Source organism: Erythrobacter rubeus (assembly GCF_014705715.1).
Taxonomy (GTDB): Bacteria; Pseudomonadota; Alphaproteobacteria; order Sphingomonadales; family Sphingomonadaceae; genus Erythrobacter; species Erythrobacter rubeus.
Genome location: NZ_JACXLC010000001.1, coordinates 2856985 through 2882850, shown reverse-complemented (window position 1 = coordinate 2882850; position 25866 = coordinate 2856985). Strand labels below are relative to the sequence as shown.

Annotated in this window: 26 protein-coding genes; 11 read left to right on the top strand and 15 right to left on the bottom strand. The window is 59.1% G+C overall.

All coding sequences use genetic code 11. The features are described 5' to 3' along the window. Window positions 1-38 precede the first annotated feature (38 nt). The 3 genes from IB285_RS14205 (at window position 39) to spt (ending at window position 2087) form a co-directional block, all read left to right on the top strand. Complete coding sequence (locus tag IB285_RS14205) at window positions 39-431, top strand: response regulator (RefSeq protein WP_190788771.1); 393 nt, start codon at window positions 39-41, stop codon at window positions 429-431. Between the two features lie 157 nt (window positions 432-588). After that, window positions 589-834, top strand: a complete 246-nt coding sequence (locus IB285_RS14200) for an acyl carrier protein (protein WP_190788770.1) — start codon at window positions 589-591, stop codon at window positions 832-834. Further along, complete coding sequence (gene spt, locus IB285_RS14195) at window positions 831-2087, top strand: serine palmitoyltransferase (RefSeq protein WP_190788769.1); 1257 nt, start codon at window positions 831-833, stop codon at window positions 2085-2087. The genes IB285_RS14200 and spt overlap by 4 nt, the downstream gene beginning before the upstream one ends. A gap of 31 nt (window positions 2088-2118) precedes the next feature. Here spt and IB285_RS14190 read toward each other — a convergent pair whose 3' ends face one another. Further along, window positions 2119-2733, bottom strand: coding sequence for a YqaA family protein (locus IB285_RS14190; RefSeq protein WP_190789152.1), 615 nt, complete (start codon window positions 2731-2733; stop codon window positions 2119-2121). Window positions 2734-2979: 246 nt separating this feature from the next. Between IB285_RS14190 and IB285_RS14185 the strand changes: the two genes are divergently transcribed. From IB285_RS14185 to IB285_RS14170, 4 genes are all read left to right on the top strand, one after another. Continuing rightward, window positions 2980-3426 carry a hypothetical protein gene (locus tag IB285_RS14185; RefSeq protein ID WP_190788768.1) on the top strand — a complete coding sequence of 149 codons (447 nt, stop codon included), beginning with the start codon at window positions 2980-2982 and terminating at the stop codon, window positions 3424-3426. Beyond that, window positions 3423-3905 (top strand): terminase large subunit domain-containing protein, encoded by a 483-nt coding sequence (locus IB285_RS14180; protein WP_190788767.1) that lies wholly within the window; start codon window positions 3423-3425, stop codon window positions 3903-3905. The genes IB285_RS14185 and IB285_RS14180 overlap by 4 nt, the downstream gene beginning before the upstream one ends. A gap of 7 nt (window positions 3906-3912) precedes the next feature. Then, window positions 3913-4278, top strand: a complete 366-nt coding sequence (locus IB285_RS14175) for a DUF2793 domain-containing protein (RefSeq protein WP_190788766.1) — start codon at window positions 3913-3915, stop codon at window positions 4276-4278. A gap of 179 nt (window positions 4279-4457) precedes the next feature. Next, window positions 4458-5594 carry an OmpA family protein gene (locus tag IB285_RS14170; protein WP_190789151.1) on the top strand — a complete coding sequence of 379 codons (1137 nt, stop codon included), beginning with the start codon at window positions 4458-4460 and terminating at the stop codon, window positions 5592-5594. 437 nt (window positions 5595-6031) lie between these two features. Here the strand turns inward: IB285_RS14170 and IB285_RS14165 are convergent, their stop codons facing one another. From IB285_RS14165 to IB285_RS15155, 7 genes are all read right to left on the bottom strand, one after another. Further along, window positions 6032-7666 (bottom strand): MFS transporter, encoded by a 1635-nt coding sequence (locus IB285_RS14165; RefSeq protein ID WP_190788765.1) that lies wholly within the window; start codon window positions 7664-7666, stop codon window positions 6032-6034. Between the two features lie 55 nt (window positions 7667-7721). Further along, window positions 7722-8420 carry a 7-cyano-7-deazaguanine synthase QueC gene (queC, locus tag IB285_RS14160; RefSeq protein WP_234033229.1) on the bottom strand — a complete coding sequence of 233 codons (699 nt, stop codon included), beginning with the start codon at window positions 8418-8420 and terminating at the stop codon, window positions 7722-7724. A 54-nt stretch (window positions 8421-8474) separates the two neighbouring features. Then, on the bottom strand, window positions 8475-8942 hold the full coding sequence (locus IB285_RS14155) for a hypothetical protein (protein ID WP_328705899.1): 468 nt from the start codon (window positions 8940-8942) through the stop codon (window positions 8475-8477). 30 nt (window positions 8943-8972) lie between these two features. Beyond that, window positions 8973-9863: an Hsp33 family molecular chaperone HslO gene (hslO, locus tag IB285_RS14150; RefSeq protein WP_190788764.1), complete on the bottom strand. Its 891-nt coding sequence runs from the start codon at window positions 9861-9863 to the stop codon at window positions 8973-8975. A gap of 59 nt (window positions 9864-9922) precedes the next feature. Then, a complete protein-coding gene (gene argF / locus IB285_RS14145) occupies window positions 9923-10867 on the bottom strand; it encodes an ornithine carbamoyltransferase (RefSeq protein WP_190788763.1) in 945 nt (314 codons plus the stop codon). Beyond that, window positions 10867-12066: an aspartate aminotransferase family protein gene (locus tag IB285_RS14140; RefSeq protein WP_190788762.1), complete on the bottom strand. Its 1200-nt coding sequence runs from the start codon at window positions 12064-12066 to the stop codon at window positions 10867-10869. Before IB285_RS14140 ends, argF begins: the two co-directional genes overlap by 1 nt. 123 nt (window positions 12067-12189) lie before the next feature. Continuing rightward, complete coding sequence (locus IB285_RS15155) at window positions 12190-12936, bottom strand: cold-shock protein (RefSeq protein ID WP_190788761.1); 747 nt, start codon at window positions 12934-12936, stop codon at window positions 12190-12192. A gap of 285 nt (window positions 12937-13221) precedes the next feature. Between IB285_RS15155 and IB285_RS14130 the strand changes: the two genes are divergently transcribed. Continuing rightward, window positions 13222-13653 carry a TIGR01244 family sulfur transferase gene (locus IB285_RS14130; protein WP_190788760.1) on the top strand — a complete coding sequence of 144 codons (432 nt, stop codon included), beginning with the start codon at window positions 13222-13224 and terminating at the stop codon, window positions 13651-13653. A 2-nt stretch (window positions 13654-13655) separates the two neighbouring features. Here the strand turns inward: IB285_RS14130 and IB285_RS14125 are convergent, their stop codons facing one another. Further along, window positions 13656-15107 (bottom strand): amidohydrolase, encoded by a 1452-nt coding sequence (locus IB285_RS14125; protein WP_190788759.1) that lies wholly within the window; start codon window positions 15105-15107, stop codon window positions 13656-13658. Between the two features lie 41 nt (window positions 15108-15148). On the opposite strand from IB285_RS14125, the gene IB285_RS14120 reads away from it, so the two are divergent. Genes IB285_RS14120 through IB285_RS14110 form a run of 3 tightly spaced genes read left to right on the top strand, consistent with a single transcriptional unit; the run spans window position 15149 to window position 18140 of the window. Next, window positions 15149-15583 (top strand): hypothetical protein, encoded by a 435-nt coding sequence (locus tag IB285_RS14120; protein WP_234033221.1) that lies wholly within the window; start codon window positions 15149-15151, stop codon window positions 15581-15583. Beyond that, entirely contained in the window at window positions 15576-16532 is a 957-nt protein-coding gene (locus tag IB285_RS14115) for a sterol desaturase family protein (RefSeq protein ID WP_190788758.1), read from the top strand. Before IB285_RS14120 ends, IB285_RS14115 begins: the two co-directional genes overlap by 8 nt. A gap of 24 nt (window positions 16533-16556) precedes the next feature. Further along, the gene (locus IB285_RS14110) at window positions 16557-18140 is read left to right on the top strand and encodes a GMC family oxidoreductase (RefSeq protein WP_190788757.1); all 1584 of its coding nucleotides are present in this window, start codon (window positions 16557-16559) and stop codon (window positions 18138-18140) included. A gap of 98 nt (window positions 18141-18238) precedes the next feature. On the opposite strand, the gene IB285_RS14105 is transcribed toward IB285_RS14110, so the two are convergent. The 6 genes from IB285_RS14105 to IB285_RS14080 all read right to left on the bottom strand — a co-directional run bounded on the left by IB285_RS14105 (window position 18239) and on the right by IB285_RS14080 (window position 25864). Continuing rightward, window positions 18239-20620, bottom strand: coding sequence for a TonB-dependent receptor (locus tag IB285_RS14105; RefSeq protein ID WP_190788756.1), 2382 nt, complete (start codon window positions 20618-20620; stop codon window positions 18239-18241). 301 nt (window positions 20621-20921) lie between these two features. Beyond that, window positions 20922-22259, bottom strand: a complete 1338-nt coding sequence (locus IB285_RS14100) for an ammonium transporter family protein (protein WP_190788755.1) — start codon at window positions 22257-22259, stop codon at window positions 20922-20924. A 16-nt stretch (window positions 22260-22275) separates the two neighbouring features. Then, on the bottom strand, window positions 22276-22614 hold the full coding sequence (locus IB285_RS14095; protein ID WP_190788754.1) for a P-II family nitrogen regulator: 339 nt from the start codon (window positions 22612-22614) through the stop codon (window positions 22276-22278). A gap of 215 nt (window positions 22615-22829) precedes the next feature. Continuing rightward, window positions 22830-23390, bottom strand: a complete 561-nt coding sequence (locus IB285_RS14090) for a pyridoxamine 5'-phosphate oxidase family protein (RefSeq protein WP_190788753.1) — start codon at window positions 23388-23390, stop codon at window positions 22830-22832. 18 nt (window positions 23391-23408) lie between these two features. Beyond that, window positions 23409-24293: an alpha/beta fold hydrolase gene (locus tag IB285_RS14085; protein WP_190788752.1), complete on the bottom strand. Its 885-nt coding sequence runs from the start codon at window positions 24291-24293 to the stop codon at window positions 23409-23411. Between the two features lie 38 nt (window positions 24294-24331). Beyond that, window positions 24332-25864 (bottom strand): peptide chain release factor 3, encoded by a 1533-nt coding sequence (locus IB285_RS14080; RefSeq protein ID WP_190788751.1) that lies wholly within the window; start codon window positions 25862-25864, stop codon window positions 24332-24334. Window positions 25865-25866 lie beyond the last annotated feature (2 nt).

Genomic DNA, 25866 nt, shown 5'->3' with positions numbered 1-25866 from the left:
CGGGTTAGTTAGTCGGGAGCAACGGATCGGGGCGTGCAGTGGCAAAGCGAATAATGGTTGTCGAGGACAACGATCTCAACCGGAAATTGTTCTGCGACGTGCTCAAGGCAAACGGTTTCGAGGTTGAACCCGTGGCCGATGGGGAAAGCGTGCTGGAAACTGCGCGTGCGACCGTGCCTGACCTGATCATCATGGATATTCAGTTGCCTGGCATTTCAGGCGTCGATCTGATTCAGGCGGCGCAGCGCGATACAGCACTTCGCAACATCCCCGTGCTTGCTGTTACCGCCTTCGCGGCGAAGGGCGACGAAGAGCGTATCCGCTCGGCAGGGGCGTCAGGCTATTTATCGAAGCCCGTCTCGATCATGCCCTTTATGTCGGCCGTGAAGCAATTGCTGCCGGCTTCGAGCGACCACCCGGCAAAGTCGTAACAGCCGTCTCACCGCGTTGCATTGTTCCTTGAGAAGAGCTTCAAACGCGCTGCACCGAAAGCCTCAAAACTTGACAATCGGCGTCCGCAGCCGCTTTGCACCCGTAAGTGAACAGGCAAATTCCAACAGCCCCCCGCGAAGAGAGTAGTTCCGCCCTATGACCGAAGCCGAAGTCGACACGCGCATCCGCGCTTTGATCGAACCCTTCAACAAGAAGGGTGTCGAGATCACGGACAGCACGACATTCCAGAACGATCTGGAATTCGACAGCCTGACCGTGATGGATTTCGTCGCCGAAATCGAAGACGAATTCGACATCATCATCAGCATGAACCAGCAGGCCGAAATCGAGAATTACGGTCAGTTGGTCAGCGCGGTGCACAAATTGCAGGCGGCCTCATGAGCGAAGGCATCGCGCAGCAGGACCAGCTGGTCGAACACGAAGGCGGCACGAAAGACCTCTTTTCCAAGTTCGACGATATCATCCAGACCCGTGAGACCTTGCTCGCCAGCGGGGTTGAAGACCCATACAATTTGGTGATGGAGAAGGTCCTGTCGCCGACCCGCGCGATCTGCAACGGGCGCGACACGATCCTGCTGGGCACCTACAACTACATGGGCATGACCTTCGATCCGGACGTGCTCGATGCCGGCAAGCAAGCTTTGGCCGATTACGGGTCGGGCACAACCGGCAGCCGCGTTCTCAATGGGACCTATCAAGGTCACAAGGAGTGTGAGGACGCGCTCAAGGAATTTTACGGCATGGATAGCGCCATGGTCTTTTCGACCGGGTACCAGGCTAATCTTGGCATCATCTCGACAATCGCGGGCAAGGGCGATTACGTCGTGCTCGACATCGACAGCCATGCCTCCATCTACGATGGGTGCGCGATGGGGAACGCAGAGATCGTGCCGTTCCGCCACAACGATATCGAGGCGATGGAAAAACGCCTGAAGCGCATTCCAGAAGACGCCGGGAAGCTGGTCATCCTGGAAGGCGTCTATTCCATGTTGGGCGATGTCGCGCCGCTGAAGGAGATGGTCGCCATCGCCAAAAAGTACGGTGCGATGGTTCTGGTCGATGAAGCGCATTCCATGGGATTCATCGGCGAAAACGGCCGCGGCGTCTGCGAGGAGCAAGGCGTAATCGACGATGTCGATTTCATCATTGGAACCTTTTCGAAGAGCGTCGGCACGGTCGGCGGATTCTGCGTTTCCAACCATCCGAAATTCGACATCATGCGGCTGGTGTGCCGCCCATACGTCTTCACGGCCAGCCTTCCGCCAAGCGTGGTTGCCACCGCTGCGACATCCATTCGGAAGCTGATGCACGGTTCCAACAAGCGCGCGCATTTGTGGGAAAATTCCAAGACCCTGCACAAGGGGCTCGTCGATCTCGGCTTCGAGATCGGCACAGACGAGCCGCAAAGCGCGATCATCGCGGTGATCATGCCGGATCTGCAGCGCGGCGCGATAATGTGGGAAGCGCTCCTGAAAGAGGGGCTCTACGTCAATCTCGCCCGCCCCCCGGCGACACCTGCGAACATGACCTTGCTCCGCTGCTCGCTTTGCGCAGAGCATTCGGCGGAAGAGGTCCAGACGATCCTGCAGATGTTCGAACGAGCCGGTAAGGCTGTCGGGATCTTGGAAAGCTGATGCAGCCAGCAAGCCGGAGTTGTGAGCTTGTTTAGAGCTCTTCCATGCTCGTTACGCTGTCGCAGGGATTGTCCGAACCCGCGTCATCACCGCCGCCCAACTGGGTGATCGCTACGAAACCGGCGACCACAAGGACGACGAAGATCGTCGTAACCGTCCCGAGATACTGATCGATGATGCGCTTGATCGGGGCGCCGAAGATCTGGAACAGCACGCCAACGACCATGAAGATCAGGGCCCGCCCGGCGATCGCCGCGCCCAGAAAGGTCAGCAGGTCCATTTCGATGAAGCCTGCCGTAATGGTCATCAGCTTGAACGGTATGGGAGTGCCAGCGGCCAGAAAAACCGCCGCTGCGCCCTGCTCGCGAATATAACAAGCGGCGACGGGGAAGCTCTCCGTTAGGCCAAGGATGCCCAGCATCCATTCGCCGAGTGTTTCGTAAAGAAAGAAACCGATGGCATATCCCAGCAACCCGCCCAGCACCGATGCGACCGTAGCGATGGTGGCAAACTTCAGAGCTTTGCGAGGCTCCGCGAGGCACATCAGTCCCAGCAACGGATGAGGCGGGATCGGAAAGAAGCTCGATTCGATGAAGCAGAAAAAGCCCAGCCAGTACGGCGCTTGCCTGTGCGCCGCCTTGTCCATCGTCCAATTGTACAGCGATTGCAGCCAAGCCAAGATTGTGTGGGCCTTGTTTCCAGTTCGAGCGGGGGGCTTAAGTGACCTACCTGCCCCGCGCAAGCTGCAATTAACGAACCTATTTGGTTTTTTATATTGACATCGTGACGCTCTTTGGTTAGTAAGGGGCATAGTCGAAAAATAGCGATTCGCCGCTGGGCAGCCATCGAAGCCGATGCGCTGCCTTTTTTATTGGGACGGGAGATCACGATAATGACTGCTCACGACCGCCAGACGTCCCAGCCTCAAAACCGACCGCATTGGCGCAGGGCCTTCCTCGCCAATCTCGCTGAAAGCTCGAACGTTTCGGAATCCGCACGCAAGGCCAAAGCCGGAATAAGCGCCGTCTACAAATTGCGGCGAGACAATCCGGAGTTTGCCCGCGAATGGCTTGCTGCCTTGTGGGAAGGTTACGTCCATCTCGAAATGGAGGTGCTCCGGCGCCTGCGCGAAGGAGATCAACAGACGTCCGCTGCCGACAAATACGATTTCGCCAATGCTATTCGCCTGCTCAATGCCCACCGTGAGAACGCAGCCCGCGCGCAGGCCGAGCAGCGCAACGTCAGCGCTGCAGAGGTCCGCGCTTCAATTGATCGCAAGGTCGAAGATATTCGGATCAGAGTTCGCGAGGAGGCTCGCCGCGAGAAATCCAGTTCGTGAGGGAAAAGCTCGATTGGCTTGCGAAGGCTTCTCCCGAAGCACATGCAAGTCTTGCCCGATCCTTTGACGATGATGAACGCGCGGAGTTCAAATATCACTGGGAATTCTTCGCCAGGGAGGCGCAATTACCCCCCGAAGGAGCGTGGCGGGTATGGCTGATCATGGCGGGCCGCGGCTTCGGCAAGACCAGGGCAGGAGCAGAGTGGGTCCGCCGAGTCGCGGAAAGTAGCCCTTTTGCCCGGATCGCGCTCGTGTCTGCTTCTCTGGCTGAGGCCCGCGCGGTGATGGTGGAAGGGGAGAGCGGCATTCTAGCCTGCTCGCCGCCGGACAGAATGCCGGTGTTCGAAGCGTCCCTGCGGCGCATTGTTTTTCCGAACGGAGCGCTCGCGCAGCTGTTCTCCGCCGCGGACCCCGAATCGCTTCGGGGTCCGCAGCATAGCCACGCGTGCCGGCCAAGCCCAAAAGGAGTTCTTTCTTAATCAATCGATGTCGCTGATCGACTGCACGACGCAAACCGTGGTCGAGGGGGCGATCAATGAACCACCCGCCGAACCGGCAGACGGACAATGCTTCCTCGTCACCGACTTGGCGAGCGGCGACTGGACCGGGAAGGAGGGGAAGATCGCAATCAGGATTGCCGGCGCCTGGCATTATATCGAGCCTTTCAATGGCATGGCGATCTATGACCGAGTCTCAGACCGTTCCATATTCTACAACTCAGGTTGGGCTTCTGCTGCGGAACCGGCCCAGCCATCCGGAGGAAATATAGTGGATCTAGAGGCCCGCCAAGCAATCAGCGCGCTAATTCAAGCGCTTCGAATAGCAGGGATTTTTCCTCGTCCAGAGCAATGATTCGATCCATTCGAGGCGAAGAGTGCTCATAAGTCTTATTCGAGCCTCTCTTTTTTTTGCGCCAGACGCAAGATAGCGGCATTCTTGCAACACTTTAGAGTGATTGATCGCTTGCCACTTTTTTGTCGAGAAGTTAGAGACGCGATGTGCCTCAATCCGATAAAAAGGGGATTATTAATATGCGCAAATTCGTCATTGGTATGGCGATGGCTTCGACAGCGCTCACTGCACCTGCCACTGCCCGCGACGGTCAGTGGTACATCCAGGTTGATGGTGGCGCGATGCTCGTCGAAGACATTGAATTTGATGTTAACGGCGCCGAAGATGATTCGCGCGCTGACTACGATGTCGGCTATGATTTCGGCGGTCTTGTCGGTTATGACTTCGGTCCATTCCGCCTTGAAGCGGAAGCTAGTTATCGCGCGGCGGACCTTGATGAGATAGAGCTCGGGCTCATTGGCCTTCAGGCCGGTCCGATCGGCATTCCAGGCGGCGGCGTCCCGACTAGTCTGCTCGCCCCAGCCACAGGTGATTTCGATGCTCTGAGCTTCATGCTTAATGGCCTTTTAGATTTTGGTCCAGATGACGGGGTGCAGGGCTTCGTCGGTGGCGGTGTTGGCATTGCACGCGTGGATTTTGACGCGACTTTGGATGCATCTGGCCCCGGCGCGTTTGACGATTCCGACACCGGTCTTGCGTGGCAGGCTCTTGCCGGCATTCGCGCTCCGATCAGCGACAATTGGGATATTGGTCTGAAGTACCGTTACTTCAACGCAACCAACGTCGACATCATCGACACCCGGGGTCTTGCGCTCGAAACCGACGTGAGCACTCACTCGCTGCTGGGTTCGATCACCTATAACTTCGGTGGTGAGGCACCGCCTCCACCGCCGCCACCGCCACCGCCGCCACCACCGCCACCGCCACCACCGCCACCGCCACCGCCGCCGCCGCCGCCGCCACCGTGCAACACGGGCCCATACATCGTCTTCTTTGATTTCGATGAATCGGCGATCACGGCTGAGGCTGCGACGATCCTTAACAACGCTGTCACCGCCTATGCGAATTGTGGAACTGCGAATGTTATGCTGGCCGGTCACACCGACCGTTCGGGTAGCGTGACCTACAACATGGGTCTGGCAGAACGTCGGAACGCATCGGTGCGTGATTATCTCACCGGCCGCGGGATCCCCGACGGACGTATCAGCAGCGAAGCATTCGGCGAATCCCAGCCGCGTGTTCCGACCGCAGATGGCGTACGCGAGCTGCAGAACCGTCGTGTTGAAGTGACTTATGGCCCAGGTTCGGGCAACTAAGTCAGAATTCGACTTAAAAGAGAAGGGGCCGGAGCAATCCGGCCCCTTTTTTGTGGACTGTTAAGCTCGAGCAAAGCGGCGAACTATACGACCGCGAATTGAGAGATGGGAGCACTCAATCTTTGGTTTCTGGAAACGAGCGGTAAGCCTCCCACCTCACCTCAGCAGGCGTCAGTTGAACCCTCAAGGCTGGAACGCACGGCGAGCTGTGCGAAGGAGACAAACTCTCGGTAGACTTCGATAGGGATTGCTCGGCCCGCACAGGGTAAACCCGTGGCGATGGCTGTCTGAGCTGGTCTCAGTCACCTTTGAAAGCCGACCGCCGCCATGGCTGGTCGACCCTTGCGATCATTTCTTAGTCACTGCCGGACCAACCGAGCTGCGCGTTGCCGGCAATGATCTACCCTTGGTCACCCCCACGGGGACGCGCACCTCGATCAAGTCTGCTCACCAGCGGCCTTTGCACGGTCAACCACCGTAGCATTCGCCTGAGGAACCAGCCGAAGTGCGCCTATCAACAAGACCAGACCTATCGGCGTGATCCAAAGGGTCGACAAAACACCAGCACTCAAATCGCCATCGTTTTGCGCCGATACATATCCCGCCATATAAGGCCCAAGTGCCAAGCCGACCAAAGTGGTTGCGAGAAAGAAGGTCGCCGTCGCAGTCCCCCTCATCCGTGGGAGCACAAGAGCCTGACTGCTTGCCGCCGCTGCGCCCAGAGCGGAAGCCGCGAGCGCGCCCACAACTACATTGAGCGCCAAGAACAATGGCCAAATGTCAGTCGTATATTGAACTATCGCGAACGGTATCGGGCTAAGCAGTCCGAAAAGCACCACCCAAATGCGACCGCTTGGCGTCCGCGTGAACAGGAAATCGGCCATGCGTCCGCCAAGGATGACCCCCAAGAAACCGCCCGCAGCTCCTCCACCGCCCAGCCAGAAACCGAGTTCAGCTTTCGATACGTCAAAGACACGTTCGGCGTACGGTGCGCCCCAATACGATGCAGAGTAGGCCATGAACGCCACTGTGCCATACCCCAAGATGGTGCACAGGAATGCCGGCGAGCCCCACGTCAAGGCAAAAGTCGGATAATCGCGTTGCCGAAGAGCACTGGCCCAGCAGAACACGGCATAATATCCGATTGCGAGAAGTAACCACTGATCCGTAATCGCCGGCAGCTCAACGCCAAGCACGCTTCCAAGGGCTCCCCAGATGAGACCCTCGCCGGATTGGAGAACGGTGGTAACCAAATGAGCGGCCACCAATGCACCCAAGAACACTGCTACATTGATAGCGAACGCGCTGGCACCACGCGCAGCCGCTCCAACGAATGTGAATGGCGGGATGACAGTATAGAGCTCACGCATAAATCCACGGAATGGGTGCGGGTCTTCTGGCGTCGGCAGACCATCGATCGCGCCCCGGACGGGCTCACGCAGTGTGAATACCCAAATTGCTAGCAACAATCCGGGTACGCCGACCGCAATAAAGGCTGCCTGCCACCCCGCCAGGCCAAGGTAAGGATCGCCTTGCGGGAATGCTCTGTTCCAATTGTCGACGATGACCCCGCCGATGGCTAGCGAAACGCCGCCACCGATATACAAGCCCGACGAATAGATCGCGAGTGCGGTGGCGCGTAGGCGAGCAGGAAACCAATCTGAAATAAGCGAATATGCCGAAGGGCTCGCAGTCGCTTCACCGACGCCGACGCCAATCCTGGCGACGGTAAGCGTGGCTGCGTCTCGCGCGAAACCGGAAACCGCCGTCATGGCTGACCATAAGGTCAAGCCAATCGTCATCAGCCGCACGCGTTTCCAGCTATCCGCCAGCTTACCTAACGGAATGCCGAAGAGCGCGTAGAAAATCGCGAAAGCGGTTCCATAGAGAAAGCCGAGATAGGCGTCATCGACGCCCAGATCTGCCTTGATGTCATTGGCCAGGATCGAAAGGATTTGCCGATCGATGAAATTGAGGACGTAAATTAGAACCAGAACGCTCAGCGCGTACCAACTATAGGCAGGGACCGGCTGGTCTGCTTGGCCAGCCTGGTCTTTTGTGTCGTCGCTCAAAGATCGATCCCCCAAGGCACATTCAGTTGAATTGCTATGCGTCGCCGTGGCCGTGCTAAGCCGCGTACACTGTGCTATCGGTAATTCCAGCTTCGGCAAATCCCTTTTTGCGCAGACGGCAAGAATCGCATAGCCCGCACGCGATGTCCCCCGGGACGGGATCGTAACATGACCAACTCCATGCGGGGTCCAAACCCAGCCGGTCGCATTCTCTCGCAATATCGGCCTTAGTCATATGCTGCAGCGGCGTATGAACCACAAACGCGCTGCCTTCGACCCCAGCTTTCGTGCCCAGCCTCGCTGTTTCCGTAAAGCTCGCGATAAATTCAGGTCGGCAATCAGGGTAGCCGGAATAATCGAGTGCATTCACGCCGATGAAGACATCCGAGGCGCCAGCTGCTTCCGCGCATGCTGTAGTAAGAGCGAGAAAGACGAGATTGCGTGCGGGGACATAAGTTACTGGTATCGTATCATCGACACCGGACTTCGGAACCGCAATCGAATCTGTCAGCGCGGAACCGCCAAACGCGCGCAAATCCAATTCGATCTCGACATGATCCGCCAGATCCAGCTTCTCCGCGATACGTTTGGCAGAAGCGAGCTCGAGGCGATGCCGCTGCCCATAGTCGATCGACAGGGCACGAACATTGAATCCCCGCTCCTTCGCAATTGCCGCGGTGACCATCGAGTCGAGCCCGCCGGACAGCAAAACGACTGCAGCATGTTTTGGAGTCATCATTTCGGCTTCGCTCATTAAGGGACGATTACCCTCAATGGAGAGATACGCAATCCCGGATCGATTGCCCGTCTAGCAGGTCCCCGTCCGACGAGCCTCACCCGCGAGCTGAAAAGGCAATCCATTCGAAATGCCCTGGCTTTCGATCTGTACCAGCGTCTCCGTTTCTCGACGGATATAAGTGCGCCCGTATCCATTACCGGGGCAAGTGTACTGCACCGTTACTTTGAAGGGCGCGTCCTCAACAACAAAGCGGCTGCAACCGCGCTCACTATGCTGGAGCTGAATCAGTTCCTGCCCTGTTCGCACACATATCTTGCGCTCCGGCGCGCCATCTCTCGGCTTCACCGTCCATTCGCCTTTCGTAAGTTTTCCCAGCATGGACAAACCATCCGACTGTGCGAGTACCGGAACGGCGAACGCAATCACGGCTGCGGCGAAAGCCGTGCGGGTTGCAATCTTGCTATTCGAAAATCGTTGCATCATCGGATCATCATCGCCTGTTTGCCGGAAATCTCGCGGTCGAAGTGCATTATGCACGATGAGTCGTTTCTGAACAGCGACAAATTGTTAAATCGCGAGTTCGAATTCTTTCGCGCAAAACGCGCAATCAACGACGATCTGACCATTTTCGTTCCGCATGTCAGCGCGTTCGTCATCAGGGAAGCGCGCAATGACCGCCTCGTAATACTCCGCGCTGCACCGGCACCCTCGGGACAGTTTGGGCCCTGGCTGGACCCGGACCTCATCTTCCTCATGAAACAAGCGCCATGCGATCGCTTCCATCGATAGGTCGGGGTCGACCAGTTCTTCATGGCTGATTGTCGATCCCAAGGTCGCCACGTGTTCCCAATCGGGATGGTCGAGACGCACGTGAAGCCGCTCGCGCCCTTCTTCGCCGTCGGCGAGATGTTGGATAAGCAACCCCGCGGCAACGCGATCCCCCGCTCCCGCGCGACTGGCAATCCGGATCATAGTCGGGATTTGCTCGGACTGGCTGAAATACATCTCGCAGGCTTCCGCCAGCGTCTCACCTTCGAGCGGCACGATACCTTGATACCGTTCCCCGCCGCCTGTCTCGAAGGTGATTGCAAGATACCCTTCATCGAAAAGCGCTGACAGAGAAGGGTTGGCGCCTAGCGCCTCCAGACGCTCAGCGTCGAAATCGACATAGCCCCGCATTTCGCCCGCGCGAAAGTCGCACACAAGCAGGGAGACTACGCCGCCTTGCGTCTGCGCCTGCATTGTCAGCTGGGCGTTCTCACCCTTTAGCAATCCTCCCATAAGCGCGCTGAGCACGAGCGCTTCACCAAGAAGGTGCGTGATCGGCGGCGGATAGTCGTGCGCGGAGAGCACGTCATTGACCACGCGGTCCAAGCGGACGGCGCGTGCGCGGGCATTGCGAGCCGGCAAAGTGAAGCCCAAAAGCTTGTCGGCGAAGGTCTCGGCCTGATTTTCCATCGCAGCGATATGGTGCCTCAGGTCGCCTGCGTTAACCCCAGCAGGCGCAATTCGGCAAATCAGCCCAGCAGCCCAAGCGACCAGAGCAACACCGACTTCTGAGCATGGATGCGGTTTTCCGCCTCATCGAAGACAACGGATTGCGGACCTTCGAAAACGTCTTCGCTGACCTCTTCGCCGACGTGAGCGGGGAGGCAGTGAAGAAAAAGCGCGTCTTCCTTAGCCTCCGCCATGATGTCGGCGTTGATCTGAAATGGCTCCATCGCCGCGCGCTTTTCCTCCGCGTCGGCCTGGCCCATGGAAATCCAGGTATCGGTGACCAGCACATCGGCATTGCGTGCCGCCTCGTGCGCATTCTGCGTCAACATCACAGTACAGCCGGCACTCTGCGCCATATCGATGAATTCACCTTCAGGCTCGAAGCCGGCGGGCGTGGCTATACGCATATTGAACTTCATCAGGCTCGCCGCTTCGAGGAACGAGTGCAGCACATTATTACCATCGCCGAACCATGCCACTTCCAGGCCAGGTAGCGCTTTGCCATGCTCGATCACTGTCAGCAGATCAGCAACGATCTGGCAGGGATGCGAGCGATCGGTCAGGCCGTTGATGACCGGCACGCTGGCATAGCGGGCCATTTCTTCGATCTTGGCGTGATCGTCGGTGCGCAGCATGATGGCATCGACCATTCTGCTGAGCACACGCGCCGTATCGGCTATGCTTTCGCCGCGGCCGAGCTGACTTGATCCCGCATCCAATATCAGGACGCTGCCGCCAAGCTGGCGCATCGCAATATCGAAACTCACGCGCGTGCGGGTGGAGTTTTTCTCGAACACCAGCGCGAGCACGCGCCCGGCGAGCGGCGCATCTGCGTCAGGCTTTCCCTTGGGCCAGCCTTGGCGCGCCTGCTTGCGGTCGATCGCATCCCCGATCATCGCCGCAATCGCATTGGCACCGGCATCGCTCAGATCGAGGAAATGCTGATTGGCGTTCGAGCCCGGCATCACGCTGCTTCCGTAACCTGAAAACTTGCGGCACCAGCCGAAAGCTTCTCGAAGAACTCGTCGATCTCCTCGTCACCAATCACGAGCGGTGGGATTACACGTAATGTCTGATCACCCGCGGCTACGGTCAGCAATTGGTGATTATCGCGCAGGTGTACGAAGAAAGGCCTGCTCTCGACCTTCATCTTGATCCCGAGCATCAAGCCCTTGCCGCGAACGAGTTCAAACAGTTCTGGGTAATTCCCGATGAATTGTTCGAGACGGGTGCGGATGCGTTCGCCCTTTTCGCGTACGGACGCGAGGAATTCCTCGTTAGCCACTGCGTCCATGACCGCGCTTCCCGCCGCCATCGCGAGCGGATTGCCGCCATAGGTTGAGCCGTGCGTGCCGAAAGTCATGCCGCGGGCGGCATCTTCGGTGGCGAGGCATGCGCCAAGCGGAAATCCTCCACCAAGCCCTTTTGCTGTCGCCACGATGTCGGGCGTGATGCCGTATTGTTCGTAAGCGTAAAGCGTGCCGGTCCGAGCGACGCCGCACTGCACCTCGTCGAGCGCCAGCATAAGACCGTGCTCATCGGCCAGTGCGCGAAGACCTCGCATGAACTCCATAGAGGCCGGACGGATACCGCCTTCACCCTGAATAGGCTCGACTAGGAAACCCGCGGTCTTGGGACCGATCAGGGATTTGGCCGCTTCGAGATCATCGAACTCCGCGTATTTGAAACCATCAAGAAGCGGAGAGAAGCCGTGATGCATTTTCGTCTGGTTGGATGCGCTGATCGTGGCCATCGTTCGACCGTGAAACGCATTGGCGAAAGTGATGATCTCGAAACGATCGGCGTCACCAGCATCGCCCGCGTTCTGGTAATACGCGCGCACGCATTTGATCGCGGTTTCGACTGCCTCAGCGCCTGAATTCGTGAAGAAGACTGTATCAGCGAAGGTGTTGTCGACCAGCTGCTGCGCCAGCTTTTCGCCTTGCGGACTGCCATACAGGTTGGAGACATGCATCAGCGTCTCGGCCTGCTTCTGGATCGCCTCGATCAAGCCCGGATGCGAATGGCCGAGCAGGTTCACCGCGATACCACTCGCAAAATCCAGGTAGCGCGTGCCATCCTCGTCGATCAGGTGGCAATGCTCGCCGCGGACAGGCCGGACACCGCAGCGGGGGTATACGGGCATGAGCGGAGTAATCGACATAATCGGAATCCTAGCTTTGGAATCGAGTTGAAAAGCAAATGGCGGCTCAATTACGAGCCGCCATTCGAAGTGAGATAGGGCCGCTCGCTTGGTTGGTCAAACGGCCGGATAGGTTTGGAAAGACTACTCCTGAACCGGCACGAGGTTGACCGCAGAATACTTTCCGCGTCGGTCAACTTCGAGATCGAATTCGAAGCGTTCGCCTTCGTTGATTGCATTGAGGCCGGAGCGCTCCACGGCGCTGATATGGACGAACGCATCGGGCTGACCGTCGTCGCGCACCAGGAATCCGAAGCCCTTCATGGAATTGAAGAACTTCACCGTGCCTGTGGCCTTGTCGCCTGTCAGCTCGCGCTTCGGGGGACCATCGTTCTTTTCGACGGCAATCACGTCACCGACCACCTGAAGGTCCTGAGCGGAAATCTTCCCGCCGCGATCGACCAGGTTAAACTCGAGTTCCTGGCCTTCTGCCAATCCTTCAAGCCCGGCGCGTTCCACTGCGCTGATATGCACGAAGACGTCTTCTCCGCCAGTTTCCTGCTGGATGAAGCCGAAGCCCTTTTGTCCATTAAAGAATTTGACGGTGCCTTTTCCGGTGCCGACCACCTGAGCGGGCATGCGGTTGAAACCGCCACCTCCGCCGCCGCCGCGCGGACCACCACCGCCACGAGGGCCTCCGCCACCGCCGCCAAACCGGTCGCCGCCGCGGTCACCACCACCGCCGCCGAACCTGTCATTGCCGCCGCGGTCGTTGCCATAGTCGCTGGGCGGGGGAAATCCGTCCATACCGCCGCCAAAAGGATCGAAACTGTCCTCGCCGAAACCGTCGCGCTTATCCCGGCCGCGCCGACGTCCCCTATCGTAACCCATAACTCTTCACGTACCTTGTCACACTGCCCACCTCCAATGCGTCGGTAGCGGGGCAGCAGTCCGTACCGAACGCAAGCGAACCTTCGACGGATCGAATATCGCTCTCTATCGCGGGTCATAGCGCACAAAGAACTGCTTTGCGAATGATTTAACCCGTAACCGGACTATCGCGCAAAATTATGACAAATTCGCACCGACCAAGAGCGCCGCGAGACTTGGCCGCTGCGATTGAATAACACACCGGACGATCCTAGGACCGGAGAACACTTGGAGGATAGGAGCATCGTGAGCGAATTTCGACAATTGACCGATTCGGTATTGGCCAGCCCGCAAATCAGCGTCGAGGATGTGGGAGCAGCAAAGGATGCAGGCGTGACTCTCATCGTCAACAATCGCCCCGATGGCGAGGAGCCCTCGGCGCCGCAAAGCGACGAAATAGAGGCTGCAGCGCGCGCAGCGGGCATCGATTATGCGGCGATCCCGATCGGACATGCCGGTTTCAGCGAACCGCAAATCGATCAAATGATCGACGCGCTGTCCAATGGTGACGGCAAAGTGCTCGCCTATTGCCGCTCGGGTACCCGGTCGACGCTACTGTGGGCGCTCGCTCAGGCGAAGTCGGGCGGCGAACCGGACGAGATCGCAGAAACGGCCATGGCGGCCGGTTATGACGTTACCCCGATTCGCCCGATGATCGACATGCTGGCCGCCCGATAGAGCTATTTACGGTAATCGAGCGGCGGCTCGCGGTCGCCCAATAGCGAGCGATACTCATAATCGGCACCGCGCGAGCTTTCGAATTCGGCGCGCGCCGCTTCGCGGAGCTCGGGATTCGTGAACAGCTCGGCAGCCATCAGAGAAATGACTTCGGCCGCTTTCTGAGTGCCCTTGAACCCGATTGAATGGCCGCTTGCCGCGACTGCCTGCCAGCTATGCGCGCTGGTGCCCGGCACCCAGGTCGCAGTTCGCAATCCGACAGTCGGCGTCGCCCAGGACACATCCCCGACATCGGTCGAACCATACCCCAGCGTGACTTCGTAAGGCTGGACCCTACCCGCCTCGGACAGCGGTTCGGCTGCATCCCCCAGCGAAGCCTGCAGTTGCTCCGCCCACTCGGTCTCCTCGGCCGAATATTCGATGCCGCCTGCGCTGCGCAGCTTCTCATCCATTACCTTGGCGAGGGTTTCATTCACCAGCAGCGGGTTGTTGCCATGGATCACTTCCCAATCGACTTCGGTCCCCGTGCCTAACGCCGCACCGCGCGCAGCGTTCTCGAGTCGGGTCCAGATTTCTTCGACGCCGTCAGGATCGGGGTGGCGGACATAGTAGAACACCTCGGCAAAATCGGGAACGACGTTCGGCGCGTTGCCTCCGCTGGTGATGACGTAATGCATACGGGCATCCTGCGGCATGTGTTCGTGCAGCATGTTCGCCATCATGTTCATCGCCTCTGCACCGTCGAGCGCGGACCGGCCGCGTTCCGGAGCACCTGCGGCATGAGCCGAAATTCCTGTAAAACGGAACTTGGCCGAGCGGTTCGCCAGACTTGTCCGGGCAGCCGCGCTGTTTTCGTCACCCGGATGCCAGTGGATTGCGACATCGACATCGTCGAACATTCCTGCGCGGGTCATGTAGACCTTGCCGGATCCGCCCTCTTCTGCTGGCGTGCCGTAAAAGCGAATGCGGCCGGACGTGCCGGTTTCTTCAAGCCATTTCTTGACCGCGATTGCCGCCGTAAGCGAACCTGCGCCGAAAAGGTTGTGACCGCAGGCGTGGCCCGCATGCTTGCCCGCGACTTGGTCGCGAAGCGCCGACGCCGACTGGTTGATGCCAGGCAGAGCATCCATTTCAGCAAAGATTGCGATCACCGGGCCGCCTTCGCCCCACTCGGCGACGAAAGCTGTCGGGATGTCAGCGATCCCGCTCTCGATCTCAAACCCCTCGGCCGAAAGCTCGCTTTGCAGCAGGTTCGTCGACTGCGTTTCAAGATAACCGAGCTCGGCATAGTCCCACAGCTGCTTCGCGACGCGCGCGGTCCTTTCGGAATCGGCAGCCACAAATGCGGCTGGGTCGACGCTGAGCTGGGTGTGGTTATCGGCGGTCAGAGGTGCTGAGGCGAAAGCCAGCGTCACAAATGCAGCGGCTGCGAGCGGCGTTGTCGGCAATTTCATCGTATTCTCCCTTGGCTCCTGCTTGCCGCAAAGCGGGCCGCATGCCAATCCGTCTTGGCATGGAAATTCACCCGCAAATCCTCATTTTCGCTGTCTCGCTCGCTGCGATCGTGGCGCTGAGCGGGCTGGCCGTGCTCCTGAGATTGGGCGGTGAAGCCAGCCTCGCAGATGAGGGCGACGCCATACAGGCCGCAAGCGAGGTTCAGGACGGATTCGACGCCGTCGATCTTGCGATCAGCGAAGATGGGGCCGGCGCGGTGCTGAGCGATGCACAAGGTCAGATCATGATCATAAAACGCCATGGCAACCGTTTCGCTGGCAGGCTCCTTGGTCCAGGTGCCGATGCGGTGGCCGAGGGTACGCTTTTGACGGTCAATTCGGGTGAAAGGCGTTTTGGCAGCATCACCCTTCATCACCCGAACGCAGCATCTTGGGCTGATGCGATCAATCGGCTAAAGAACCGCGGCAATGCCTGATTTCTCGCCCACCGAATATGCCGTACCGCTGTTTGTCGTGGCGGTCCTGGCCGAGATGATCTGGGCCAGATTTCGCGCGCCCGAAGCGTATGAGCCCAAGGACACTCTTGTCAGCCTCGCCTTCGGCCTCGGTTCCACCGTCGCTGGCGGATTGCTTGGCGGTTTCGCGCTTTACGTGTTCATTGCTGCCTACGAATACCGCCTCTTCGATTTTGGGGAGCAATGGTGGGCAGTCTGGTGGGCATGGCCGCTTTGCTTCGTGCTCGATGATCTCAAATATTACTGGGTTCACCGCGCCGGGCACCGCATTCGCTGGATGTGGGCGAGCCATGTGAACCACCATTCGAGCCAGCATTACAACCTGTCGACGGCACTCAGGCAAAGCTGGACCGGTGCATTTACCTTTGGCTTCCTGTTCGCGGTCCCACTCGTGCTGCTCGGTTTCCATCCGATCATGATCGCGATCTGCGGCGGGTTCAATCTGATCTACCAGTTCTGGATCCACACCGAAGCGATCGGGCGTATGCCGCGCTGGTTCGAGGCGGTGATGAACACGCCAAGCCACCACCGTGTCCATCACGCGACCAACCCCCGCTACCTCGATCGCAATTACGCAGGCGTCTTTATCGTGTGGGACAAGATGTTCGGCACTTTCGAGCCTGAGCGGGATGACGAACCGATCCGCTATGGCATTATCAAGCAGTTGGGCAGCTTCAATCTGCTGTGGGCGGTGTTCCATGAATGGATTGGAATGCTGAGCGATATCTGGCGCGCGCCCTGGAGGCACAAGCTGTCCTATCTGCTGCGCGAGCCGGGCTGGAGCCATGACGGCAGCCGCGATACGTCCGACATGATCCGCGATCGCTGGCGAATGCGGACCGGCCAGCAGCCGCCGACAAAATCGGTTGCTGTGCGAAACCCGATTGAAAGGCCTGGCGAAGCCGCTTAACCCTGTCTCTCAAGAGGAGAGAGCATGGAAAGCTTCGATTATATCGTGATTGGCGGTGGTAGCGGAGGCAGCGCCGCCGCAGGGCGTCTGGCTGTCGATGGAACGCGCCGGGTGTGTCTGATCGAGGCGGGCGGACGCAACAACGATATCTTCATCAAGACGCCGGGCTTCATGCCCTTCATCCGCAATTCGTCGAACTACAAATACGATACGGTTCCGCAAAAAGGGCTGAACGGTCGCATTGGCTACCAACCGCGCGGCAAGGGGCTTGGCGGCTCGTCGGCCATCAACGCCATGGTCTATATCCGCGGCAACAGGTGGGATTACGACAATTGGGCGGAAATGGGCTGCACCGGCTGGTCGTACGACGATGTGCTCCCATACTTCCGGAAGGCCGAAGCGAATGAACGCGGGGCCGACGATTATCACGGCGAAGGCGGCCCACTGTTCGTTTCCGACCAGGTCGAACCCAACCCAACGAGCCATGCTTTCATCGAAAGCGCTGCCGCGCTGCAATTGCGCACCAATGATGATTTTAACGGCGAGCGCCAGGACGGTTTTGGCCTTTACCAGGTCACCCAGCGCAAGGGTGAGCGTTGGTCGGCATCTCGCGCTTATGTCGAGCCGATCCGCGAACAAGGCAATTTCGCGGTGCGCACCAAGACACTCGTCGAAAAGCTGGTAATCGAAGGCGGCCGCGTGACCGGCGTACGCGTGCGGCGGGGTAAGCGCAGCGAAATGATCTACGCACGGCGCGGCGTGATCTTGTCCGCGGGCGCTTTCAATTCTCCGCAAATCCTCATGCTCTCAGGCATCGGCCCGGCCGAACATCTCAAGGAGCATGGGATCGACGTTTTTATCGATAAGCCCGCGGTCGGATCCAATTTGCAGGACCATATCGATTACGTATCTGGCTGGTCGACGGAATCCGACGTACCGATCGGTGGAACGATCAAGGGCACGCTGAAGATGGCGGGCGCAATCGTGCAGCACCGCCGCAGCCGAACCGGTGCTATGACGACACCTTATGCCGAAGCTGGCGGTTTTTGGACGGTGATGGACGATGCATCCGCGCCCGATGTTCAGTGGCATTTCGTACCCGCCGTGCTCGAGGACCATGGACGCGAGAATGTGAAAGGCTACGGCTTCTCGCTGCATGCCTGCGTCCTGCGTCCGGAAAGCCGCGGTACCGTTCGCCTGGGATCGGGCAATGCAGAGGCACCCCCGGTAATCGATCCCAATTTCCTGGACGATGACCGCGATATCGCCGTGCTTCGGGCGGGTGTGCGCCTATCGCACCGCATCGCCGATGCACCGCCGCTTCAAGCCTACGGCCCTACGGATCGCCATCCGGTCGATCTGCATGACGATGCCGCGCTCGACAGTCTCATCCGCGAACGCGCGGACACCGTTTACCACCCGGTCGGTACGTGCCACATGGGCGCAGACGATGACGCGGTGGTCGATCCGACGCTGAAAGTGAACGGCGTCGACGGATTGTGGGTCGCCGATGCGAGCATCATGCCGAAGATCGTGAGCGGAAACACCAATGCTCCAAGCATCATGATCGGTGAACGCTGCGCCGACTTCATCAAAGCTGCTGAGTGACGATCGGCGGGCAAGTCGCGGCGAACAATAAAGGGGCCGCAGTGTACGCTGCGGCCCTTTTCCGTTTCTAGCTTCGTCTGCGCGTTGACGCCGGCCGTTCAGAACCCTTTGCGCAGCGTCACACCTAGCGTTCGCGGTTGACCGACCCGGAAGCCTGTCCGTGCCCTGCCCCCGCGTTCGCGGTCGAAAGACAGCAGCGGATTCACATCGAAGACATTGCGCAGGTAGACCGTGATGCTGAGCTCGTTTTCCAGATCGATCCCCGCGCTCAGGTTCACCAATTCATAGGAATCGAGCGCCGGATCGGTGTTCAGCGGCTCAAGCCCGGTTGCACCGGCAAAAGGCAATCCGGACGTCGCAGGCAGTGTCAATTCGGGGAATTGGTCGCCCGGCTGCGTGATGCGATCGCCGACATGCTGGAACGTCCCGTTTAGGAACGCTTCGCCGAACGCGACATCCCACCGATAGGTTGCATCGGCTGAAACCTGGAATTCGGGCACCGAAGGCAGGCGATCGCCCGGCTGCAGGCCTGGAAACGGCGTGCCCGCCCCGTCGAGCACTGCCGAGTCGATTTCTGCTTCGAGTACAGACCCCGAAATTCCGATATCGAGACCGGGCGCAACCTGTCCCGCAAACTCCCATTCAAAACCGAGAGTATGCGCTTCCGGGACGTTAAACGATATGCGCGAGGAACAGCTTCCCGCGTCCAGAGTCACCTGCAGATCGTCGATCTCGGTGTAGAAACCGGCCGCGTTGAAGGTGAACGCCCCGAATTGCGATTTCAGACCGAGTTCGTAGTTCCACAGCGTTTCATCATCGAAATCCTGGAACCCTCCGAAGATTGCGAAATCGGCAGCATCGCACAAGCCGGTGTTGAGCGGATCGTTAACCCCGCCCAATCGAAAGCCCTGCGCGGCTTGCGCGTTGATCGTCACATTCTCCGAAACATCAAAACTCGCAAGGAAACGCGGCGTGAAACCGTCCGACGCGGTGACATCTTCCTGAAGCGGACCGCCAGCGGCGAACAGGCCGCCCGTAATGATCGTACGATCCTCTTCGAAGTCGTAATAGCGTCCGCCTGCTGTCAGAGTCAGGCGATCGGTGACTTCGTAGCTTGCCTCGCCAAACACGGCATATTGCTCGATGTTGAAGTCGAGGTCCGAGTTGAAGGGCGAGTCCGCCGGAAAGCCATTCGCAACGGCAGCGGCAGTGCCCGCACCGAGAACTGCATCAGTGAATCCATCGTATCCAGGTGTCGGAAGGCGCTGCGTGTAATCGCGCTCGATATCGGAATAGAACCCGCCGAACACCCACTGGAAGCGGCTGTCATTGTTCGAGGCAAGCCGCAATTCCTGCGTGAATGTGCTGAGGTCTGTCGTGTCCTGCAAATTCGATGGCAGCAGCACGCCTGCATCCGGAAAACCGAGATCGACCGAGACAGAGCCGGTGAGCGCGCTCGCATCGCGGCTTACCAGGATCTCGCGATCGCTGTAGCTCGTGACAGACGTCAGGATCGTTCCGCCGAGCTCCACATCCACTACCAGATCTGCAATCAGCGTTTCGTCGCGAAATTCTTCGCGCAGGCGCAGGAATTGCTCGCGCTCGCCCAGCTGGATGGGTGGGCGTGTCGTGGTGAAGGGATTGGCGAAGAGATTGAACGTCTCCTGCCTGTTGAAACCGTCGGATATGATTTCCTGATAGACGATACGCGGGGTGATGGTGACGGTCTCGACAGGCTTGACGGTAAGCGCCAACCGCCCGCCATACCGCTCACCCGAATTGACATCCTCAATGATGCCGTCATCGGTCAGCGCATTGATGAACCCGCCAAACTGCGTGTAATATCCAACCGCCCGAATGGCGGCGACATCCTCGACCAGCGGGACATTGACGGCTCCTTTCAGACTGTAACCGATGTCGTCCACATCTACTAGGTTGAGGTCCGCCTCGATCATGCCTTCGACGGTGTCGAGATTAGGCTGGTTCGTAATATAGCGGATGGTACCGCCGATCGAGCCGGAACCGAACAGCGTCCCCTGCGGGCCTCTCAGGGTCTCGACACGGTTCAGGTCGAACAGGTCGAGGTCGGGCGTAAATAGCGAGAGCGAAATCACCGATTCATCAAGGTAGACGCCGACCTGCTCCTTGACGCCGGGCTGGTCGCGGACGATTTGGCCCGCGGAAACGCCGCGGATCGCGACCTGGCTTTGACCCGGTCCGAGATTTTGAATGCTAAGACCAGCTACGAGGCGCGATACGTCTTCGAGATTGACCGCGCCGCTGCGCTGGATGTCTTCGGCGGTCTGCGCGTTGATCGAAAAAGGGATGTCCTGAAGATCTTCATCGCGCTTTGTAGCAGTAACAATGATGACATTGCCGCTGACCTCGGCTTCCGCAACGCTCTCGGAATCTTGCGCCGCAACCGGTGCGGCGCTGAGGACCGCGGCGCAACCGGCCAGGAGACCCGCCCGGCGTAACATTTTGTTTTTTTGGATGATGCTTGGGGATTTCATCGATTCTCTCCTCCAGATCGGGAAAGGCGCAGCCTTCCCGCGCAAGCAAATGACTGCAGTGTGTAATTTTGCGCAATAGAGGGCCTGTCGAGGTCATGATTTTTCTTACAATTGTGTTACACGCCAGCCACAGCGTCTTCCCAACAAAAAGTGGCCGAAGCGGGTTTGCCGCTCCGGCCATCGTCAGTCTGTTCGTTCGCAGGAGGAACGTGTTGAGGCGGGGGAAGAGGGAGAGGAGAGAGTTCTTCCCCCGCCAAACTGGTGTCGCTCAGGTCGTCCGAGCGAATTCGGGATAGGCTTCGACGCCGATCTCCGCGTGGTCGAGACCGCCGACCTCTGCCTCTTCGGATGGGCGGACCCCGATGGTGAGTTTGAGGGCGTACCAGACCACTGCCGATGCAAGGCTGACCCAGACGGCCGTCAGCGCAACGCCGACGAACTGGCCGCCATAGGAGGCATCGCTATTGGTCAGCGGAACGATCATCGTGCCCCAGATACCTGCGAACAGGTGAACCGGGATCGCGCCGACGACGTCATCGATCTTGAACTTGTCGAGCATCGGGACCGCAAAGACCACGATCGCACCGCCAATGCCGCCGATTAGGATGGACTGGCCCACTGTGGGTGCAAGCGGCTCTGCGGTGATCGACACGAGGCCTGCCAGCGCGCCGTTCAGCGCCATGGTGACGTCGACTTTCCTGTAGAGGATCTGCGTCAGGATGATCGCAACCACCACACCGCCGGCAGCAGCCATGTTGGTGTTCACGAAGATCTTGGACACATCCGATACGTCGCCGACAGTGCCCATCGCCAGCTGCGAAGCGCCGTTGAAACCGAACCAGCCAAGCCAGAGGATGAACGTTCCGAGCGTAGCGAGCGGGATGTTTGCACCCGGGAAGACGTTGACCTTGCCGTCTGCGCCATAGCGACCGGCGCGCGGTCCGATTATGATCGCGCCCATGAGGGCCGCCCAGCCGCCGGTCGAATGAACCAGAGTAGACCCGGCAAAGTCGCTGAAGCCGTGCACACTATCGAGATAGCCTGCACCCCATTCCCAGCTGACAACCACTGGATAGATGATACCGGTGAGCACCGTCACGAAGATGAAGAACGGTACGATCTTCACGCGCTCGGCCACGGTGCCCGAAACGATTGACGCAGTGGTGGCGCAGAACACCATCTGGAAGAACCAATCCGACGCGACCGAATAGCCGGTGTCGAGGTCAGCCTCGCCCACGCCCTGCATCGCATAGGGAAAACCGGCAATGCCGAACAGGCCGAGCGACCCCTCGGCAAACCCGGGATAAGCGATCGAATAACCGATCACCCAGAACATCAGACCGGCGATCGAATAGAGGCCGATATTCTTGAGGCACTGGGTCGATGTGTTTTTCGACCGGACCAGTCCAGCCTCCAGCATGGCAAAGCCCGCCGCCATCCACATGACCAGGAAACCGCCGATCAGGAAAAGCAGCGTGTTGAGAATGTAGGCGGTTCCGCCGCCGACTGCGTCGGCAGCTGCGGCGGGTGCGGCCGCAAGCGCGGGCTGCGCGAACAGTGCAGTGCCGGTGGCAAGGGCGGAAAGTTTCAGGAAAGTACGCTTCATGATGCTTGTCCCCCTATTAAAGTGCGGTTTCGCCGGCTTCGCCGGTGCGGATGCGCGTCGCCGATGCGAGATCGAGGACGAAAATCTTTCCGTCGCCAATGGCTTCGGTGTTCGCGGTCTGCTGGATGGTCTCGACTACTTGCGCGGCGATATCGTCGCTTGCCGCGATTTCGAGTTTAACCTTGGGCAGCATGTTGGTGGAGTATTCCGCACCGCGGTAGATTTCGGTCTGACCTTTCTGGCGGCCAAATCCTTTGACCTCCGAAACGGTCATTCCGGCAACGCCAATGGCTCCCAGCGCTTCGCGGACTTCATCGAGCTTGAATGGTTTAATAATGGCGATGATGAATTTCATGCCTGGCCCCCTTTGGCTCACCGGAACCGTTCCGGCAGCCAAGTAGTCAGCAAGAGGCGTGCCATTTTTCAGTGAGAAGGGTTACGTTGCGGAATCAGCAGCTTTCTTCGCAGCTGCACAATTCGTGCTGCCCAAATTTTAATCTTTTGGTCATAATTTAGGCAGTGCGCACAGAATTGATGCGCATTGAGGGCTGCTTGCGCACGTTTGCTGCGTTATTGCTCGCCGGAGATATAACGATCGGTTGCGCGGGTCGGCAGGCCGTCAATGCTGCTGGTCCGCTTGGCCATCTTCGATTCCCACTCTACCGGATCGCTCTGGCGGTGGGCTTTCTTAAGCGTCTCCCGCTCGCTCTCAAGGCTCATGAACGGCACGCCCCAGCCACAGGAGGTTTGCACGCTTTCGACCGCAATATCGAATATCTGCCGCGTGCCCGGCATCAGGGTGAAGTGTTCGGCCAAGCCTTCCCAGCCCTCGTCCTGCGGGAGAACCGGTTTACCGGTGCCATATAGGCGCAAGATCAGCGCGGGCCGGTCGAAATTGCAGAACATCAGGGTGATCCGTCCATCCGCTGCGAGGTGGGCATGGGTTTCGTTGCCCGACCCTCCGAGATCGAGATAGGCGACCCGCGTGGGCGACAGGACGCGGAAGGCGTCATATCCCTTCGGGCTGAGATTGATGCGCGCATCTGGGGCGGCAGTGGCGACGAAAAAGATCGGCTGCTTTTCGATCATCGCGATGTGCTTCGGATCAAGCGCGTCGAAAAAGTCAGCCATATCGTATCTCCGGCCGCGTCAGAGGAAGTCGCGCAGCACCCTGATGAACCTATCAAATTGGTCGTGGTGGAGCCAGTGCCCCGCTTTTTCGAATTCGATGACCCGCGCTGTGCTGAAATGCTCGATGCGCCCATCCTTTTCGGGATTGGAAGCCCAGCTGTCCTGACCGTATAGCAGCAGCGTAGGGCAGGAGATCGCGCCCCAGGTCGCTTCCATGAATTCGTCGGCGACATCCTCGACGCCCCAGACATTGAGGTGCGGATCGAACTTCCAGCTATAGGTCCCGTCTTCATTGCGGTTGACGCCGTGGACGGTGAGGTGCCGCGCTTGATCCTCGGTGAGGTAGGAGTTCTCCTCGATCATCCGGGCGAAAGCGGCCTCGATGCTTTCATATTTGCGCGGTGTTCGCCCGGCGGCCTTGCGCTTTTTCTCAATCCATTCGGCCATTCGCTGCGGATAGGGGGTCTTGCGTTGCTCCTCCTTCCATTCGGGAGACGGACCCAGCCCCTCGATCGCAACGAGTTTCGTTACCATGTCGGGGAACATCCCGGCATAGCGCAGCGCCACATTTCCGCCCATCGAATGCGCCACCATGCGCACCGGCCCTGCGCCGAGCTGGTGGATCAGCTGCGCAAGGTCGTAGACCATATCGCCGGCGGAATAATTGCCGTCCGACACCCAATCACTGTCTCCATGGCCGCGGTGATCCATGGCAATCACGTGATATTCATCGCGAAGGGCCTCGGCCGTCCAGTCCCAGCTGCGCGCATGATCGCGCCCGCCATGGACGAGGATGAGCGGCGGCTTCCCCCGTCCGCCCCAATCTTCGTAATTGAGGCGCAGACGCTGCGAAATGAATGTCTGCGAAGTGGGGCCGAAGCGCGAGGGTTGATAGCCGTTCATGCGCGCTCACATGCCGCGATGCGGCGCCATCGGCAAGCCTAGCGTTCCTTCGTCGCGGAGAAGGTCAGTTCGGGGTTCTTCTCGATCTGGTAGTTCACGTCCCAGGGACTCTTCGCCATGAACACTAGGTCGCCATCGCGGTCGCGGGCGAGGTTGGCGCGGTTGAAGCTTTCGAATTCGTCTAGCGCCTTGCGCTCGCCTTTGAGCCAGCGCGCCGTCGCAAACGGAGACGCCTCGAGCACAGCCTCCACCTTGTATTCGGCAGAAAGCCGCGAAATCAGCACGTCGAGCTGAAGCTGGCCGACGACGCCGACAATGTGCTGCGCGCCGATCTCAGGATAGAAAACCTGGATCACGCCCTCTTCCGAAAGATCATCCAGAGCCTTGCGCAGCTGCTTGGTCTTGGTCGGGTCTTTCAGCTGTACCCGGCGCAGGATTTCGGGTGCGAAGTTCGGAAGGCCGGTGAAGCGCACCGCGTCCTTTTCAGAAAGCGTGTCACCGACCCGCAGAGTGCCGTGGTTCGGGATGCCGATAATGTCGCCCGCCTCGGCAGTGTCGGCGATCTCGCGGTCCTGCGCGAAAAAAAGGATCGGCGAATGGATCGCAATCGGTTTGCCAAGACCGCTGGGCGTCAGCTTCATACCGCGTTTGAACGTGCCCGAAACCTGCCGCATAAAGGCGATCCGGTCGCGGTGGTTCGGGTCCATATTGGCCTGCACCTTGAAGATGAAGCCGGTCACCTCGTCATGCCCCGGTGCAATCTGCTCATCGCCGGCCGGCTGGGGGCGCGGAGGAGGGGCGTGTTTGGCAATCGCATCGATCAGTTCGGTCACGCCGAAACTCTTGAGCGCGGACCCGAAATAGACCGGCGTCAGGTCGCCGCTGCGGTAGGCGTCGAGATCGAATTCGGGATAGCCGACCTTGGCAAGCTCGGCTTCCTCCGCCCATTCCTCCGGGATTTCAGGATCGCTGTCGCGCTTTCCCAAAAACTCCTTCGACGGGCCTTCAGGGCGGCTGACTTCGCCGCTTTCGAAATCCAGCAGCCCTTCGAACTGACCGCCCATTCCGATAGGCCACATCTGCGGCGACACGTCCAGCGCGAGCATATCGGCCACTTCGTCCAGCGTTTCGAAAGGGTCACGCCCCTCGCGGTCGACCTTGTTCACGAAGGTGATGATGGGCACGTTGCGCAGGCGGCACACCTCGAACAGCTTACGCGTCTGCGGCTCGATGCCCTTGGCCGCGTCGATCACCATAACTGCGCTGTCGACCGCTGTCAGCGTGCGGTAAGTGTCCTCAGAGAAATCCTCGTGCCCCGGCGTGTCGAGCAGGTTGAAAGTGATTGTCTCACCGTCATAATCCTTTTCGAACGTCATGACGCTGGATGTGACCGAGATGCCGCGCTGCTGCTCGATCTTCATCCAGTCCGAGCGGGCGCGGCGCGCTTGGCCGCGGGCTTTCACCTCGCCGGCAAGATGGATCGCGCCGCCCTGCAGCAGCAGCTTCTCTGTCAGCGTCGTCTTACCCGCATCGGGGTGTGAAATGATCGCAAAGGTGCGTCTGTTCGACATGG

What these genes read in the sequence shown, in the direction of transcription:
- IB285_RS14200 (WP_190788770.1), top strand. Translation starts at nt 589, where the DNA reads ATGACCGAAGCCGAAGTCGACACGCGCATCCGCGCTTTGATCGAACCC.
- spt (WP_190788769.1), top strand. Translation starts at nt 831, where the DNA reads ATGAGCGAAGGCATCGCGCAGCAGGACCAGCTGGTCGAACACGAAGGC.
- IB285_RS14190 (WP_190789152.1), bottom strand. Translation starts at nt 2,733, where the DNA reads ATGGACAAGGCGGCGCACAGGCAAGCGCCGTACTGGCTGGGCTTTTTC.
- IB285_RS14185 (WP_190788768.1), top strand. Translation starts at nt 2,980, where the DNA reads ATGACTGCTCACGACCGCCAGACGTCCCAGCCTCAAAACCGACCGCAT.
- IB285_RS14175 (WP_190788766.1), top strand. Translation starts at nt 3,913, where the DNA reads ATGTCGCTGATCGACTGCACGACGCAAACCGTGGTCGAGGGGGCGATC.
- IB285_RS14170 (WP_190789151.1), top strand. Translation starts at nt 4,458, where the DNA reads ATGCGCAAATTCGTCATTGGTATGGCGATGGCTTCGACAGCGCTCACT.
- queC (WP_234033229.1), bottom strand. Translation starts at nt 8,420, where the DNA reads ATGAGCGAAGCCGAAATGATGACTCCAAAACATGCTGCAGTCGTTTTG.
- hslO (WP_190788764.1), bottom strand. Translation starts at nt 9,863, where the DNA reads ATGGAAAATCAGGCCGAGACCTTCGCCGACAAGCTTTTGGGCTTCACT.
- argF (WP_190788763.1), bottom strand. Translation starts at nt 10,867, where the DNA reads ATGCCGGGCTCGAACGCCAATCAGCATTTCCTCGATCTGAGCGATGCC.
- IB285_RS14140 (WP_190788762.1), bottom strand. Translation starts at nt 12,066, where the DNA reads ATGTCGATTACTCCGCTCATGCCCGTATACCCCCGCTGCGGTGTCCGG.
- IB285_RS15155 (WP_190788761.1), bottom strand. Translation starts at nt 12,936, where the DNA reads ATGGGTTACGATAGGGGACGTCGGCGCGGCCGGGATAAGCGCGACGGT.
- IB285_RS14125 (WP_190788759.1), bottom strand. Translation starts at nt 15,107, where the DNA reads ATGAAATTGCCGACAACGCCGCTCGCAGCCGCTGCATTTGTGACGCTG.
- IB285_RS14120 (WP_234033221.1), top strand. Translation starts at nt 15,149, where the DNA reads ATGCCAATCCGTCTTGGCATGGAAATTCACCCGCAAATCCTCATTTTC.
- IB285_RS14115 (WP_190788758.1), top strand. Translation starts at nt 15,576, where the DNA reads ATGCCTGATTTCTCGCCCACCGAATATGCCGTACCGCTGTTTGTCGTG.
- IB285_RS14110 (WP_190788757.1), top strand. Translation starts at nt 16,557, where the DNA reads ATGGAAAGCTTCGATTATATCGTGATTGGCGGTGGTAGCGGAGGCAGC.
- IB285_RS14105 (WP_190788756.1), bottom strand. Translation starts at nt 20,620, where the DNA reads ATGTTACGCCGGGCGGGTCTCCTGGCCGGTTGCGCCGCGGTCCTCAGC.
- IB285_RS14100 (WP_190788755.1), bottom strand. Translation starts at nt 22,259, where the DNA reads ATGAAGCGTACTTTCCTGAAACTTTCCGCCCTTGCCACCGGCACTGCA.
- IB285_RS14095 (WP_190788754.1), bottom strand. Translation starts at nt 22,614, where the DNA reads ATGAAATTCATCATCGCCATTATTAAACCATTCAAGCTCGATGAAGTC.
- IB285_RS14090 (WP_190788753.1), bottom strand. Translation starts at nt 23,390, where the DNA reads ATGGCTGACTTTTTCGACGCGCTTGATCCGAAGCACATCGCGATGATC.
- IB285_RS14085 (WP_190788752.1), bottom strand. Translation starts at nt 24,293, where the DNA reads ATGAACGGCTATCAACCCTCGCGCTTCGGCCCCACTTCGCAGACATTC.
- IB285_RS14080 (WP_190788751.1), bottom strand. Translation starts at nt 25,864, where the DNA reads ATGTCGAACAGACGCACCTTTGCGATCATTTCACACCCCGATGCGGGT.